Origin of the sequence: Gracilinema caldarium (assembly GCF_029265695.1) — a bacterium.
Lineage (GTDB): Bacteria > Spirochaetota > Spirochaetia > Treponematales > Breznakiellaceae > Gracilinema > Gracilinema caldarium_A.
The window spans coordinates 1-15,010 of record NZ_JAJUHW010000014.1 but is presented as its reverse complement, the minus strand read 5'-3'; the positions used below and the strand labels follow the sequence as shown (position 1 = coordinate 15,010).

Genomic DNA, 15,010 nt, shown 5'->3' with positions numbered 1-15,010 from the left:
CGTTGTCAACCTATTTTTCGATATGTAGTATGAAGCAGTTCATGGGATAGGTGCCCCAGAGGCTTTTCCAGAAATTCCCGATACAGGGCCTGTACTTCAGGATTTTCATGGGACTTGCGAACCGGAAACTGCCTGTCTTTCATATAAATAGAAGCCTGCCGATGGGTAATTTTCTCCTGGTTCTGCCCTAAGGGTTGGCCTCCTCCGCCGACACAGCCTCCGGGACAGGTCATGATTTCCACAAAGGCGTAGGGGCTCGTTCCCGCAGCAATTTCATCAAGAATAATACGGGCATTTTTAAGGGTATGAGCCACCGCTACGGTGAGCTTCGTGCCATCGAGGTCGAGTGTTGCGGTCCTGATATTCTGGTTACCCCGGAGGGCTTCCAATTCGAGGTTTTGCAAGGCCTTTCCGGTCACCAGTTCATAGGCGGTGCGGACCGCCGCTTCCATAACACCCCCGGTATTGGCAAAAATAGTAGCCGCACCGGTACTCCGGCCCAGGGGATCATCGAATAGTTCCTGGGGTAATTTGGTAAAATCAAGGCCTATACGGCGAACCATCCGGGCTAATTCCCGGGTCGTCAAAGCCGCATCCACATCATAGAAAGGTTCATAGGTCCTCCCCTGTTCCTCCCACCATTGCCAGGCTGAACGCATTTCGTTCCGTTTGGCTTCGAATTTTTTAGCTGTACAGGGCATAATGGAAACCACCGCAATTTGGGATGGGTCTAGGCCCATCTTTTTCGCCCAGTATGTCTTTGCTATCGCCCCGAACATCTGCTGGGGCGACTTGCAGGTAGAAAGATGACCTGTAAGTCTTGGATAGAAAGTTTCAATAAAGTTAATCCAGCCGGGAGAACAGGAGGTAATCATGGGGAGAAGCGGTTTCTCGCCCCGCTGGGCAGCGGACAGGCGCTGGATGAGTTCAGAGCCTTCTTCCATAATGGTAAGGTCTGCGGTAAATTGGGTATCGAACACATAGGAAAAACCAAGGCGGTGCAGGGTGGCGACCATCTGGCCTGTCACAAGGGCCCCGCTTTCCATACCCAGGGCTTCTCCCAGGGAGGCTCTGATTGCCGGGGCGGTTTGGACCACCACCACCTTATCCGGGTTATGAAGCAGTGCAAACACCTCTTCGGTTTGGTCCCGTTCAGTGAGAGCCCCGGTGGGACACACCAGGGTACACTGGCCGCAGGAGACACAGACCGATTCCGAAAGGGCCCTGTTCATAAAGGTCCCCACATGGGTTTTAATGCCCCGCCCGACAAAGTCTATGGCGGAGACGGTCTGCAGTTCCCGGCATACGGATACGCAGCGGCCGCAGAGTATACATTTATCATTGTCCCGCTGTACGCCCCAGCCTTGGAAATCTGGGGGGAAAGCCGGTCTTGTGCGTGGGAAGCGGCGGGAGCGGATACCGAGCAGCTGTGCCATATCCTGCAATTCGCAGGAACCGTTCCTGAGACAGGTTTGGCAATCTTCCGGGTGATTGGCAAGGAGTAATTCTACCGCGGTTTTCCGGGCCGACATGACCCGCTGGCTGTGGGTTTTTATATTCATACCAGGGGTTACTGCCTGCACACAGGAACGGAGGAGGCTTTTTGCACCCTCTACCTCCACCACACAGACCCCGCAGGAGGCACTTGCACAGACTCCTTCCAAGTGGCAAAGGGTGGGGATTTGTATACCCCCAATTTTCGCGGCCTGCAGGATGCTCGTCCCTGGGGGAACCGAACGGGATCTTCCATCTATGGTGATCTGAACTTGAGATTCTGTCATGCTATCCATATGTTACCTCCGAGAACCTACCGCCAGGGACTCATGGCATTTGAACGGACATCGCAGCGCAGACAGCGCCGTGCTTCCCGCAGAGCATCTTCCCCGTTAAAACCGAATGATATTTCCTGGAAATTACCCTTTCGGTCTTCGGGGGGCACCAATTTGGGCCGGCCCATGGGGCTCGGCTCGACTTCCGCTGGCACCGTCATAGGATACGAGTACTGTTTGTACAATTCGGAGAAAACATCCCGGTTCATCAGGGCCTGGTCGATAGATCGGGCAACGGACTTGCCGAGCCCCATGGCCTCCGCTGCGGTTGCGGGTCCGGTAACTGCGTCTCCGATGGCATAGACGTTTCCTTGTACGTTCCCCGTGATATGGTTCACCCGAATACGGCCGTCCCGTTCTATCGGGAATCCCTGTGGAACAATCGATTCGGAAAGCACCCGCTCGCCAACCGCGATGAACACATCATCGCAGGGAATGTCCACAGTCCGGTCCGTCGGAACCGGTTTTGGCCGGCCCGATTCGTCGATACCACCGGGCTTCATCACCCGGAACCGCACCGCCTGAACATGGCCCGCCGATCCGGTAATTTCCTCCGGCTGGAGCATATATTCAAAACGGATACCCTCTTCTTCCGCACCAGCCAGTTCTACCGCATTGGCAGGCATCTCGGTCCTGCTGCGCCGGTATACTACGGTAACTTCTTTGCCAAGCCGGAAAAGGGTCCTGGCAGTGTCGATAGCCACATTGCCACCGCCTATAACGAGACAACGATTTCCTATCTTTTTGGCTTGGCCCGGAGCAGAAGCCGATGACGCGCTCCGGGCCTGGAATCGTGTATCGCCCCGCGTATCGCTTCGAGATAGGCTCGGCGACGTGCCAAGGGCGAAGGCCTCGAGCCATGCATACCCAGGATGCACCCCCGCCAAGTCCTCTCCGGGAATGCCCAGGGGCCGGTCGCCCTGGGCTCCGATAGCCACAATGACCGTGTCGTAGCGGGATTTAAGTTCATCAATCTGGCCATCCCGACCGAGTTTCCAATTAAAGGTAAAACGGACCCCCAATTTTTTCCACAACTCTAATTCACGGTCTAAGATGTCCTTGGGGAGCCGGTAGGCGGGGATGCCGTAACGAAGTATGCCCCCAGCCTTAGGATGGGACTCGTAAACCATGACCCGATGGCCCAGCCGGATAAGGTAAAAAGCCGCCGCAAGTCCCGCAGGCCCAGCACCGACGATGGCGATTTCTTTACCCGTATCGGGCTTCTTTTCCCGAACCAGTTTTTGCCAGATTTCCTTATCCTTTCCCAATTTGTACATGGTGTCCGCCAAATACCGGTGGATTTCTCCCTGGGCGACGCTCTCGTCCAAGGTCTCACGGCGGCAGCGCATCTGACAATGGAAGTGGCAAATACGGCCCATGGAAGCGGGAAGCGGATTATCCCGGAGTGTGAGTTCGTAGGCATCTTCGATGCGGCCTTCGGAAAGCAGGGCCAGGTAGCCCGGAATATTCATATGAAGGGGACAGGAATTTTCGCAGAGGGCTTCATAAAGGCTTTCGCAGACCCCGGCGGTACAGCGTTTTTCTACTATATGTTTTTCATACTCTTGCCGGAAATAGTGGAGGGTTGTCAGCACTGGATTCGCTGCGGTTTGGCCTAAGGCACAAAGAGACGCATCTTTAAGGGTGTGGGCAAGCTCTTCAAGTTCCTCCAGATCCTTAAGGCTCCCCTTACCGGAGCTAATATCAGTAAGGATTCTGAGCATCTGGGCGGTGCCTTCCCGGCAGGGGGTACACTTACCGCAGGATTCGGAGGCGGTAAAGCCCGTAAAATACCGGGCCACATCCACCATACAGTTGTCCTGGTCCATGACCACCATGCCCCCTGACCCCATAATGGCCCCCAGGGCGGTGAGAGATTCATAATCCACAGGGATGGGAAATTTATCCGCCGGAATACAGCCACCGGAGGGCCCGCCCGTTTGGACGGCCCGGATATGCTTTCTGCTGCCCGCACCTTCTCCCATTCCGTAAATGATCGTATTAAGCGGCGTCCCCAGGGGCAGTTCCACAAGACCCGTATTTTTGACCTTTCCTACGAGGCTAAAGACCTTGGTTCCCGGACTTTTTTCCGTACCAATGGTTCTGAAATAGGAAGCGCCCCTCGCCACAATGACCGGAATGTTGCACCAGGTTTCTACATTGTTGATATCCGTGGGATACCCTTGGTAGCCCTTCTGAGCTGGGAAGGGAGGCCGAGGCAGGGGTCTGCCAGCCTTGCCCTCCGCGCTGGCAATAAGGGCTGTTTCTTCGCCGCAGACAAAGGCACCGGCGCCGCAGACCAGTTCAAGGTCAAAGGAAAAATCTGTCCCCAGAACATGGGGCCCCAGAATTCCGTAAGAATGGGCATCCTTGATGGCTTTCTGCAGCCGCTCCACCGCCAGAGGGTATTCGGCCCGGACGTAGACAAAGCCATGACGGGCCCCGGTCGCGTAGGCCCCGATGAGCATCCCTTCCAGCAGCATATGGGGGTCACTTTCTATTTCATTCCGGTTCATGTAAGCACCCGGGTCGCCCTCGTCGGCATTGCAGATAAGGTATTTCTCGTCTCCCTTATTCGCCTTAAGAAGCTGCCATTTGTTGCCCGTTGAGAAACCAGCTCCGCCCCGGCCCCGTAAACCCGACTGGACTACCGCTTCAATAACCTCGTCAGAGTTCATGCTGGTCAACGCTTTATACAAGGCCCGGTAACCTTCCACGGCAAGGTATTCATCAATATTTTCTGGATCGATAAGCCCCGCATCCCGGAGTACCAGTTTTTCCTGGCCTGAAAAAAAGGACAGATCCTTCCATTCCGGTACCTCAGGGAAGGCGTCTCCAAAATTTAGCTCGCTGGTTCTGAAGTCCCAGCGTGATATTTTAGCCCGAGCCCGTCTTGCAAAACGGGTGAGCGCTTCAGGGCTTTCCAGGGCAGTAAGGAGTTTCTTTGCATCCTTTGCGGTCGCTTGGGCATAGAGCAGGACCGGTTTACCCGGATAATAGAGCATGGCCAGCGGTTCCTCCGCGCAGAATCCAAAGCAGCCTGCCCGTTTTATAAGCACTCCAGTTCCCTGAGACGCTTTTTGTAATGCTTCGTAGAGGTCCAAGGCTCCGTTGCCGATACCGCAGGTTCCCAGCCCTACCGAAATGGCCGGGCCAGAGGGTTTTACCAAGGCTAAGCCCCCATGGGCCTGTTTTTCCAAGGGAAAGCTCTTCATTTCTTTGTCTCCTTCCGGATTTTTTCCAGGAGCCCCGCAAGGAGCCGGACATTCATCCGTGAATAAATCCGGCCATCGACTGCGATAACCGGAGCCAGGGCACACTGGCCAAAACAGGCAACTGTTTTTACGGTGAACAATCTATCCGCAGTGGTAAAGGATGGCTCATCGGCTTCGCGGAAGGCTTCGTGCCCAAGCCGGTACATGGCTTCCTGGAGCAGCGCCAAAGAGCCGCGGGTATGACAAGCGGTTCCCCGGCACACCACTATGGTATGCTTACCCTGGGGCACAAGGTTAAAATAGGAATAAAAGGTAGCAACCGAATAGACCTGAGATTGAGGAATATGAAGCCCCGAAGCGACCTGGGCCAAGGTGGCCTCTTCGAGGTACCTGTAGGGATGAAGATTCTGCAATTCTTCCAGGATTGAAAGCAGGGCTCCCGGCTTACCCCGATAGGTATTGATCGTGGACTCCACAAGGACAGGAGCAAGTTCCGGTTCAGATTGATGAATTGCGGGGGATTTTTTCATACAAGCCTCCTACAGATTCGATACAGCCGATGTACCAGCAGGAAGCAGCACTGAAGCACAGATTGATGCGGGCGATATGGATTTTGCAGACCTCTCCAGCCATCGCCGGGCTGGAACTCTGTGTTATTACTGTTATTGTAAACCCCTTTGGAAATATTTCAAGTTTTTTTTATCTATATATTGACACCCTTACACCGGTGTGCGAAAGTTTTTATCAATCTCACTATAAGGAGCTTTCATATGAAGAAAGTGGTAATCAGCGTTTTCCTCTTCGGATGTCTGGCATTTGCTGCCTTTGCGCAGAAAGCAGACTATTTTACCTTTACCGTCGGTTCCGGCGCTGGATATAACATAAACACCCAAACCGTATCCAGCGAAACATAGTTTGGAATTGATTATGTATTTAACGATAGCTTTACTGGAGGCTTTAAATACCGCAACATTTCCGGCACCAATGTGAACGTTATGAATATTACTGTCATTCCTCTTGATAAACTGGGCATTACCCTCTATACCGGCACGATCCCGGGTAATTCTCCTGCTTTTGGCCTCGGTGTTAACTATGACATTTTCGCAAAGAAATCGGCTTTATTTGCAAAAATGGCCATTTACCTCGACTGGCTTGCTACTTCCAATGCAGGAAGCGCTTTTGATGTGGCGAACGGCGGTGTTGTTCTTTTTGGCATAAAGACCCAGGTAGGTCTGTAAAATAAAAGGGATGTCCTATAAGTTAAGGACATCCCCTTTTTTTTAACTAATAGATTACTTTTTTTATAATCTATTTTGCTTTTATAAGATCATGTGCTATACTTTATGTAACGGATATTATCCGAATCTGCATATAATGCAGGTTATTTCTATAAGTATTGATCTGTCCTTATACGTGCACCGGCCTGTGCATCCCCTGTAACACATCAGCTTCCTCTCTGGATAGTATCAAAAAGGGGAGGATTATATGAAAAAATGGGGACTACTTGTCATCGCTGTGGCGCTTTCTATTGCATCCTGTTCTTTGCCCGCCGGACCAGCGGGGCCTGCTGGCCCGACCTGAGCCGCTGGTATTGATGCGACTGTTCCTGTGGTGATTCTGCCGGACTCACTTTTTGCTAATGATCTCGCATTTAGCAGCACCACACTCGTAACCGTCGGTTATAATGATACTATTTTTGTTAGCACCGATGGACGAGACTGGATAAATCCTGAAACAAATCCAGGAACCAACGTGGAATTTAACGGCGTTTCTTACGGTAACAGCTACTTTGTTGCAGCAGGGAACTCTGGAACCATTATTAGAAGTAACAATCCTGGTAATAGCTGGGAAGATGTGAGTCCTCTTACCGAGGGCAGTCATACCTATACTCATAGTTTAACAGACATAGCTTATGGCAATGGCGTTTTTGTTGCTGTCGGTTTATGGGGGCAAGCGAGCATCGGGCTTGTACTCAGTAGCAGTGACTCGGGGGCAACCTGGACCGATACAACACCAGTAGAGGCTCCTAATTTTTCAAGTATTAGTTTTGCAAACGGCCGTTTCTTTGCGGGTACTATAAACTGGACCCTCTATACCAGCACCAACGGCAGCAACTGGGAAGGGCCAATTACAGCGAGTGATTCTATATCTAATAATATAGTCGCCGTAACCTACGGCAACGGCCTCTATATGATTGCGGACCAGTATGGCAACGTGGCCACAAGCACAGATGGTTCCACCTGGGAAGACCTCTATGGGGTCGCAAACCAGCTTGATACCACCTTTAGAGGCTTCTGTTTCGGCAAAGACCGCTTTGCCCTTTTAAGTTCCTATGGATCGCTGCTCTGGCCCTATAACGAGTATGCCTGGCTCTTTCCTGGGGCGGTACTGCCTACACCGGCAGGAGATGGGTACACCTCCATCACCTGGGTCCCCTGGCTCGGGAACGGCGCCTTCGTGGTAACCCAGATGGCAGCGTTGTAACGTTACGACCCGAGGCGTTCCCGCATTTGGGAATAATGGAAGAGCCGGTTAAATTCCATATAGCCCGCAAGGGCGTTGTAGCTTACAGGAATACCCGACTCTTCAAAGACCGCCACAGGATTGAGGCCGCCGATAACAATGAGGCCGCAGCAGCCTTCATGGACCGGGACATTGAGGAGGTCCCGGGAAGGGCGGCCGATTTTAAGAAAGGCCCCGAGACCTATGTCCTGGAGCTGCCGAGCCAGGTCCGCTGCAAGCTGGTAGCTTTCGCCGGGGATTTCCCGGAAGCCCGCTCCGATCCTGCCGTTGCCGTTTTTAATGGCCCCTAAATAATCGGTCATTTTACCTCGGATAAAAAGCTGCAAGGGATCGATACTGGTGCCGTCATAACTGATAAGCTCCACAAAACGCACAGCCTGCCCCTGCTCCAGCTGCAAAAGACCACTAAAAAGAGACCTTGTGGGAATGCCGTATTTTAAAAACACACCGTTCAAGGTTACCGAACAGACTGTGCAAAAGCCAATGTGGCCATCCGGTATTACATAGGCACCAATGCGTTCACCGGGACCCACGAGGCTTACCAGGGTTCCCATAGCGTAACCTTTCTCAAATACCTGCTCTACCATGGGGAGGTAGGCAAGAAAATCATCCTTTTTAATGATAGCCAGATTGATGACCACCGTTCCCTTTCGCCTGGGGAGGTCAAAGTCCATGGTATAGGTCATTTGGTCAATACGGGCAGACATATAACCCACCCGGTGCATCAAGCGCTGTTCGTCGAGCCGCATGCGGCCCTTATCGGTAATTTTTCGTCCCTGCTTGCCTAATGACTCAGTGAGCCCCTCCGCGTCAAAACGCTGCAAATACAGCCGTATGGTCCGTTCGCTCAGCTCATAGCCCTTGTCCCTGAGCAGGGCTTCGAGATCAGCGCCGCTTAAGGGCCGCTCATTTTCGTCGAGAATGCCAAGTATGGCCAGTTCCTTTGCCTTCTGAGATTCGGCTTCCATAGGATATGTATACTAACGGAGAAACTGCATGTAGACAATATCATTCTCTCTGTTATGTGTAAATCTGAAAAAAACACTTGACGGCAAGGGAATATCGGCTTTACCATGGCTTAACAAACTTTATTGCCATTTATACGGCAATACTTTGCCGATTTTACGGCATATACAGGAGATAACCATGAGCAGTAGTTTTGTCGATACCATTATGGCGACCGTCAGTACCCGAAACCCCGCGGAACCGGAGTTTCTCCAGGCTGTTAAAGAGGTGGTTGAGTCCATAGAACCGGTCATCCAAAAAAGGCCTGAAATGGCCAAACTTAAAATCGTAGAGCGAATCGTGGAACCGGAGCGGCAGATTATGTTTCGGGTCCCCTGGGTAGATGATCAGGGGAACGTACAGGTAAATCGAGGTTTCCGCGTCCAGTTTAATAGCGCAATCGGACCTTACAAGGGTGGCATCCGGTTCCACCCATCGGTCAATTTAGGCATCATCAAATTTTTAGGATTTGAACAAATCTTTAAAAACGCCCTAACCACTACCCCTATCGGTGGAGGAAAGGGAGGCAGCGACTTTGATCCCAAGGGTAAAAGCGATATGGAGGTTATGCGCTTCTGCCAGTCCTTTATGTCAGAACTGTTCCGCCACATCGGTCCCGATACGGACGTTCCCGCCGGTGATATTGGAGTGGGAGGCCGTGAAATAGGTTATATGTACGGACAATACAAGAAGCTCACAAACAGCTTTACCGGGGTCCTCACGGGCAAGGGCATTCCCTACGGCGGCTCCCTGGCAAGAAAAGAAGCCACCGGCTACGGACTTGTGTACTTTACCACCAAAATGCTCGAAGCGCGGAACACAGACTGGAAGGGCAAACGGGTCGTCATTTCCGGTTCGGGAAATGTGGCAATTTATGCGGCTGAAAAGGCCATGAGTCTTGGTGCGACCGTGGTCGCCATGTCTGACTCTAACGGGTACATTGTTGATGAAGCCGGTGTGGATTTAAATGCTATTAAGCGCATCAAGGAAATAGAACGGGGCCGCATCAAGGAATACCTTGATATACGACCCAAAGCACGTTATACCGAGGGTTGTGCAGGTATTTGGACCGTGCCCTGTGCCATCGCCCTCCCCTGCGCCACCCAAAACGAACTGGACGGCCAGGCCGCTGCTGCCCTGGTCAAAAACGGCTGCATCGCCGTGGCAGAGGGAGCCAACATGCCCAGTACTCCAGAAGCGGTAAAAATATTCCTGGACGCAGGGGTTTCTTTTGGCCCCGCCAAGGCTGCTAATGCCGGCGGGGTCGCAACCAGCGCGCTCGAAATGTCCCAGAACTCTATGCGTATGGCCTGGTCTTTCGAGGAAGTGGATGCAAAGCTCCACACCATTATGAACAACATCTATTTCCAGTGCCGAGACGCTTCCGAGGCATATGGACAGAAGGGGAATCTGGTGGCGGGCGCCAATATCGCGGGCTTCCTTAAAGTTGCTGAGGCAATGCTGGCCCAGGGGATTGTGTAACCAAATAGCATACCGCATGCTGGGCTGTGGCATCTGCAAAGAGCCGCAGTTCGGCCTGTTCGGTAGATTCCAAAACAGTCAGAGCCCGGGCCCATAGCTCGTTTTCCGGCGGAACCATACGGAGGAAACGGGAAGCATGGGTAATAAAGGCCTCGTTAAAAAGACAATTTTTCCGTTCCGGAAAGACCGCAACATAGAGCATATCCATTTCCACCAGGTCATTAAAGAAATGGGTGCCTAATGACACGTCAGGGACGAGGCCCTCATGCATGAGGGCTAGCTCCACCAGCACCTGTACATCCTTGATATCATTAAATGCGACGGGCACCCCCATGGAAGGGGTGCTAGTTCCCCAGCGGCCGGGGCCGACTAAAAGAACAATGCCTTCTTTCTTGCTTTCCGGACCGCAGGACGAACAAGGCTCGGGCCGGCGGGCAACTAGCCCAATAAGCCGGGCCAGGGCGTACTTATCCTGGGTACTTAAGGCCGTGTAGGCCTGACTAGAAACATACACGAGGCGCCCCACCGGGGCGGCTATGCTGCGGCCCACAATAGGACCATCGCTTTTCAGAAAAAGGTTCTTTTCCTCTATTTGACGGGGGAGGATACCAATAGAACCGGTGCCCATCAACTTAACCTGGAAAGGCCGGCATTGGACCAGGTTAATCCGGTAATCTGCCAGGTCTCCATCATCCGAAAGAATACAGTTCACCGTAAATTCCACATCCACCGGATGTTCGTATGCAGCTTCGAGGACACTCAGCAGTTCCCGCATCCGCTGGGGGAAATCGGTCTTTTCAAAAAGGGCTGTAAAATCGGGCTGCCAGGCGCTTTTCGCAGGGAGGCCCAAATCCCGAGCCCGTTCGGCCGCTTCCCGGTCCTCGTGGCAAAAATACTGCCTGAGCTTTTCTGGAAGTAGTGAAAGGGCATCTCGAATCGGTACGGTTTCGAAGCGGTTTTCTTTGAGATTGATGAGGTCTGCCCTCCGCTGGGTATGCTTTTTTGCTTCTTCCGGGTCCTTTTCCGGCCGGGCCAGGGGAGCGTTCAGAGCCACAATACGGACATAGTCATCATCCAGACGATCCACCGCGCGGGTGCCAAGACCGAAGGCAAGCCGGAGTACCCCCGCATGGGGATCTATGGCCGGGTCCCACACGAAGGGATTATAGGAAAAGCCTACTCCAGCGGCGGGAGGGAAAAAAGAGGAGCCCCAGACATCCCCCGACACCCGCTGGACAATGAGAGCCATCTGTTCATCCTCATGAAGGAGCCCATGATGCAGCCGGTACATAAGGGCATCTTCGCTTAAGGAACTGGCATACACCTGCCTAACCGCGTCTAAGAATGCCGCAAGCCGTTCATCAAGACTACCCTGATTTGCACAAAACACACTTTCGTATTTGCCTGAGAAGGCATTGCCGTAGCTGTCTTCCTGGATGGAACTGGAGCGCACAATGATGGGCGCCTGGCCAAAATACTCTAGCATTTCGCGGAACTGGAGTACGATGTACTCAAGGAACTTGCCCTTAAGAATCCGTTCCCGGGCAATCCGCGCATTGGCAAGGATTTCTTCCATCGATCCTTTTTTTCTGCGGAGCCACCAGCAGTCATTTTGAATAACAAAGGTATAAAATACATCGGAGCCAATAAAAAAGGAGTCGTGGTTTTCCAGTATAGCGGACCAGTGAGGATGACTTCCCTTGAGTATCAACTGGGCCAGCAAAATGCCCCGGGCTTTTCCGCCTATAAGGCCCGACCCGATGAGACGTTTTAATACATCGAGCAGAAACGGGAGGGTAAAGTATTTCCGGGCCAGGGGCAAAAAGCTGGTTTGACGGGTAATGACCATGTGGAGCAGCCGTTCAAAAAGCTCCTGAGCCTCCGCATCCTTTGGTTCGCCCCGGTTCAGGGCCTCGATAATTGCCTCTGCTTCGTGGTAGCTTGCGGTCCAGGGACCGAAGCGCTGGATGGTAAAATTAAGGAGCGGCTGTTTTGCCAGGGTGACTACATCAGCGGTGAGGGCACTATTGGTGACTGGTTCTAGATGACCATCCGGTCTTAATTGATGGAGCATATAGAGGGTTGGAGAAAATCTGTTATCTACCCGATGGGGCTGGAGATATCTGGTTCCCTTGTAATTCCACACCTCGATAATAATTTGAGCGGTTGCATAGAGAGTATCTGTTGCATGATTGGAATGTTGGTGTTTATAAAGGGAAAAATACGCAAGGGCTCTGAGTTTGAGGACCAAGGGACATACAATAAGGAATAAATTAGCCATCATTCGGTCCGAGTACCAGACTTTGGCAAGGGGGGTGAGGCAGTCAAAGACATACCAGGCCCTATCGGCATGGGTTTCTATGATATCAACAATATCAGATACAAAGTGCTCAAAGCCCTTGAAGGGCTGCAGGGTTATAATCCGTATGCCATCTGATTCACGAAGGAGGGGATCTTCGCCAGAAAAATAAAAATATACCAGTGTTTTTCCCAGTTTTTTTGCTTGCTTTGCGAAGGGTTCAAGAAAAAAGTGGTAGTCTAAAACTGATTCAATCTCCCAGACCAAGTTATCCCCAGGAAATAGTCCCTGAAGAGTCTGGTCCAGGTAGGGAAGCCCAGTGGAATGGGATAGGCTAAAAATGGTTTCTTCCATACTGTAGAAGTGTACCATGGGAGTACAATGAGGGAAAGGAAGTTTTATAAAAGCGATATCATGGATACCGCTTCTATTTTAAAACTTCAGAAATGCTATAAGTTACCGAAAAGATTTCATCAATCTGAAGAAAAAACACGTCCACTAAGCGGGGATCGAACATGTGCCCCCGCTGAGTTTTAAGATATGCTAAGATTTTATCCATGTCCCACGCTTTTTTGTAGGGCCGTTCTACCGAGAGAGCATCGAACACATCACAGAGACAGACGATTCTACCTGCGAGGGAGATATCTTCGCCTTTTTTTCCTAATGGATAGCCTTGACCATCCCAATGTTCATGGTGTTCCAGTGCGATAATGGCAGCTAATTGAAGGAGTGGCTGTTCGGAATTTTTAAGGAGGTTGTAGCCAATAAGGGTGTGGCTCTGCATGAGCTTGTGCTCTTCTGCAGTCAGGGGCTCCTTTTTATTTAAAAGCTCATCGCTCATGGCGACCTTACCCAGATCATGCATAGGGGCTGCATCTGCAAGGCGATTAATAAATTCCTCCTTACATCCAATACTTTGCGCAATGATTTTGCTGTAAGCTGAAACCCGAGCCACGTGGAGAGCGGTCTCCTTAGAACGATATTCGACCACTTCCGCGAGGGTCCGCATGATTTCTTTTTGGGTCGATGCTAGTTCTCTATTGGAAAACTGTAGTTCCCGCTCTATCGACGCCCGGTGAACGATTTCTTCTTCCAAAGATCGGTTGGTTTCGTTAAGCCTGATCGCAGTGTCCATAAGAAGGAGTTCCAATTTTCCGTGAACGAGAAGCATCTCACCGACTGCAACACCACCTAACAGGATAATAACCATCGTTAATATCATGCTTTCCACCGGATCCTTTGACTGTAACCAATTATTACCATTATGCCAATAAAAAGATCGGATGGTGCGCACAAGATAGATAGCCCCATAAAGGGCATAAAAGCTTGTTGCTACAATGGTATGGCTCCGCAATTTACGCGATGCTTTGGAGAGAAGCAGCCAGGATCCTAAGACACTAAAACTGACATTATAGAGACTAATACTGATCATTCGGAACTTAAGCCCCTCAGGCAAGGATAATGACCAGACAAGCAGCGCTATATGGATCAGGTTATAGGCAATAAGACAAAGAAGCATTTTGCGTGAATACCATTCTAGATACTTTAAGAGACCGATTATTTTAAAAGAAAGACCTATAAAGATTGCAGTATTGCCAAAAACTATAGAAATCCATTCGGGAATACGATTCCGTATTATTATCAGCATCATACCGAACAGAAAAAAGCCATAACCCTGAAACCAGTATTCCAAACCAGCAATCCGTCGGCGGCCTTTGAGCCAGGTAAACACCGAAAGGCATAGAAAAACGAGACTCATGCCCGTACCGGTAATGAGGACACTGTGAATATCAAACTGCATACTAGTAATGAGTATTACTATTTTATTTAAAAAAAACAAGGGCAGTTTCTTGATGGGCTGGTCTTATAGGTTATTTTATAAGCGCTGCTTCCCTTAATCGTTTTTCTACGATTTCTATGGCTTCATAGTATTTTTTACTGTCCTGGGGGACAATCTCAAAGTATGGGTGGGTCGTGAACTCGCTTTGCTGCTTTAAGTATATGGCGGTGATGCAGGTGTCATCATACTTGGTTCCCTTGTACATATCTTTTATCGTAAAGCGTACCTTGCGGGTTTTCTCGGGAAACTTGATTTCACTATAAGAACCATCATATGGTCCGCAGGCAGCGTAAACTCAATATCTAAGGTCTCTCCGATACCGGACCCGGGCACTCCCTCTGCCCAAGCCCGTTTGTAGGTATTCATGTTGAGTGTTGAATCGTGAACACCATAAAATGTTTTTCGTAATTGGTTTTCGTCATAGGTGATTTCTTCCCCTGTTTTAGTTTTCTCTCTGAGTACCGAACTCGCTTTGATGTCTTCTATTCTGTCTTCCCAAAAGTAGAACACATTCGAAAAGGGAAACTCCTAGGCTTCCGGTTTTTTTGGCGGAAAACCAATTTCTTCCCACCTATCACTAAAGGGTAAAAAGTTTTGCATAATCAGATCTCCACCCCAAATTAAGATTGAAGTATTGGTTTCACCATTTAAAGTCTCTGTTAATACTATGCTGAGCCTCAAAATTAAAACACAAAAGACAGTATAAATAAGGTGTAGAATCCGTTACACTTAAAGCGGAGACACCATGAAAAAGAGACAAAGTTTTGACAAAGCGTTTAAAGCGAAAGTCGCATTGGAAGCACTCCGGGAGGGAATG

At 50.7% G+C, this 15,010-nt stretch carries 12 protein-coding genes; 4 read left to right on the top strand and 8 right to left on the bottom strand.

What is annotated here, in order from left to right:
* Positions 1 to 5: 5 nt before the first annotated feature.
* The 3 genes from Q7P68_RS06425 to Q7P68_RS06415 are packed head-to-tail and all read right to left on the bottom strand — an operon-like array spanning position 6 to position 5,574.
* Positions 6 to 1,790 carry an NADH-dependent [FeFe] hydrogenase, group A6 gene (locus Q7P68_RS06425; protein ID WP_304224238.1) on the bottom strand — a complete coding sequence of 595 codons (1,785 nt, stop codon included), beginning with the start codon at positions 1,788 to 1,790 and terminating at the stop codon, positions 6 to 8.
* Positions 1,791 to 1,807: 17 nt separating this feature from the next.
* The gene (locus tag Q7P68_RS06420) at positions 1,808 to 5,044 is read right to left on the bottom strand and encodes an FAD-dependent oxidoreductase (RefSeq protein WP_304224237.1); all 3,237 of its coding nucleotides are present in this window, start codon (positions 5,042 to 5,044) and stop codon (positions 1,808 to 1,810) included.
* Positions 5,041 to 5,574, bottom strand: a complete 534-nt coding sequence (locus Q7P68_RS06415) for an NADH-quinone oxidoreductase subunit NuoE family protein (RefSeq protein ID WP_304224235.1) — start codon at positions 5,572 to 5,574, stop codon at positions 5,041 to 5,043. Before Q7P68_RS06415 ends, Q7P68_RS06420 begins: the two co-directional genes overlap by 4 nt.
* A gap of 240 nt (positions 5,575 to 5,814) precedes the next feature.
* On the opposite strand from Q7P68_RS06415, the gene Q7P68_RS06410 reads away from it, so the two are divergent.
* The 3 genes from Q7P68_RS06410 (at position 5,815) to Q7P68_RS06400 (ending at position 7,528) form a co-directional block, all read left to right on the top strand.
* Positions 5,815 to 5,958, top strand: a complete 144-nt coding sequence (locus Q7P68_RS06410; RefSeq protein ID WP_304224232.1) for a hypothetical protein — start codon at positions 5,815 to 5,817, stop codon at positions 5,956 to 5,958.
* Between the two features lie 81 nt (positions 5,959 to 6,039).
* Positions 6,040 to 6,282, top strand: a complete 243-nt coding sequence (locus Q7P68_RS06405; protein WP_304224229.1) for a hypothetical protein — start codon at positions 6,040 to 6,042, stop codon at positions 6,280 to 6,282.
* A gap of 370 nt (positions 6,283 to 6,652) precedes the next feature.
* Positions 6,653 to 7,528 carry a WD40/YVTN/BNR-like repeat-containing protein gene (locus Q7P68_RS06400; RefSeq protein ID WP_304224226.1) on the top strand — a complete coding sequence of 292 codons (876 nt, stop codon included), beginning with the start codon at positions 6,653 to 6,655 and terminating at the stop codon, positions 7,526 to 7,528.
* Between the two features lie 2 nt (positions 7,529 to 7,530).
* Here Q7P68_RS06400 and Q7P68_RS06395 read toward each other — a convergent pair whose 3' ends face one another.
* A complete protein-coding gene (locus Q7P68_RS06395) occupies positions 7,531 to 8,535 on the bottom strand; it encodes a DUF128 domain-containing protein (protein WP_304224223.1) in 1,005 nt (334 codons plus the stop codon).
* A 178-nt stretch (positions 8,536 to 8,713) separates the two neighbouring features.
* Here Q7P68_RS06395 and gdhA point away from each other — a divergent pair, with 178 nt between their 5' ends.
* A complete protein-coding gene (gene gdhA, locus Q7P68_RS06390; RefSeq protein WP_304224220.1) occupies positions 8,714 to 10,054 on the top strand; it encodes an NADP-specific glutamate dehydrogenase in 1,341 nt (446 codons plus the stop codon).
* Here gdhA and Q7P68_RS06385 read toward each other — a convergent pair.
* The 4 genes from Q7P68_RS06385 to Q7P68_RS06370 all read right to left on the bottom strand — a co-directional run bounded on the left by Q7P68_RS06385 (position 10,014) and on the right by Q7P68_RS06370 (position 14,703).
* A complete protein-coding gene (locus Q7P68_RS06385; RefSeq protein WP_304224218.1) occupies positions 10,014 to 12,707 on the bottom strand; it encodes a PEP/pyruvate-binding domain-containing protein in 2,694 nt (897 codons plus the stop codon). The two genes, gdhA and Q7P68_RS06385, sit on opposite strands and share 41 nt — an antisense overlap.
* 73 nt (positions 12,708 to 12,780) lie before the next feature.
* Positions 12,781 to 14,154: an HD domain-containing phosphohydrolase gene (locus Q7P68_RS06380; protein ID WP_304224215.1), complete on the bottom strand. Its 1,374-nt coding sequence runs from the start codon at positions 14,152 to 14,154 to the stop codon at positions 12,781 to 12,783.
* A 70-nt stretch (positions 14,155 to 14,224) separates the two neighbouring features.
* Positions 14,225 to 14,398 carry a hypothetical protein gene (locus Q7P68_RS06375; RefSeq protein ID WP_304224213.1) on the bottom strand — a complete coding sequence of 58 codons (174 nt, stop codon included), beginning with the start codon at positions 14,396 to 14,398 and terminating at the stop codon, positions 14,225 to 14,227.
* A gap of 5 nt (positions 14,399 to 14,403) precedes the next feature.
* Positions 14,404 to 14,703 (bottom strand): hypothetical protein, encoded by a 300-nt coding sequence (locus Q7P68_RS06370; protein WP_304224211.1) that lies wholly within the window; start codon positions 14,701 to 14,703, stop codon positions 14,404 to 14,406.
* Positions 14,704 to 15,010: the final 307 nt, after the last annotated feature.

Coding starts and splice junctions, on each gene's coding strand:
- Q7P68_RS06425 (WP_304224238.1), bottom strand. CDS start 1,790: ATGGATAGCATGACAGAATCTCAAGTTCAGATCACCATAGATGGAAGA.
- Q7P68_RS06420 (WP_304224237.1), bottom strand. CDS start 5,044: ATGAAGAGCTTTCCCTTGGAAAAACAGGCCCATGGGGGCTTAGCCTTG.
- Q7P68_RS06415 (WP_304224235.1), bottom strand. CDS start 5,574: ATGAAAAAATCCCCCGCAATTCATCAATCTGAACCGGAACTTGCTCCT.
- Q7P68_RS06410 (WP_304224232.1), top strand. CDS start 5,815: ATGAAGAAAGTGGTAATCAGCGTTTTCCTCTTCGGATGTCTGGCATTT.
- Q7P68_RS06405 (WP_304224229.1), top strand. CDS start 6,040: ATGAATATTACTGTCATTCCTCTTGATAAACTGGGCATTACCCTCTAT.
- Q7P68_RS06395 (WP_304224223.1), bottom strand. CDS start 8,535: ATGGAAGCCGAATCTCAGAAGGCAAAGGAACTGGCCATACTTGGCATT.
- gdhA (WP_304224220.1), top strand. CDS start 8,714: ATGAGCAGTAGTTTTGTCGATACCATTATGGCGACCGTCAGTACCCGA.
- Q7P68_RS06385 (WP_304224218.1), bottom strand. CDS start 12,707: ATGGAAGAAACCATTTTTAGCCTATCCCATTCCACTGGGCTTCCCTAC.
- Q7P68_RS06380 (WP_304224215.1), bottom strand. CDS start 14,154: ATGCAGTTTGATATTCACAGTGTCCTCATTACCGGTACGGGCATGAGT.
- Q7P68_RS06375 (WP_304224213.1), bottom strand. CDS start 14,398: ATGTACAAGGGAACCAAGTATGATGACACCTGCATCACCGCCATATAC.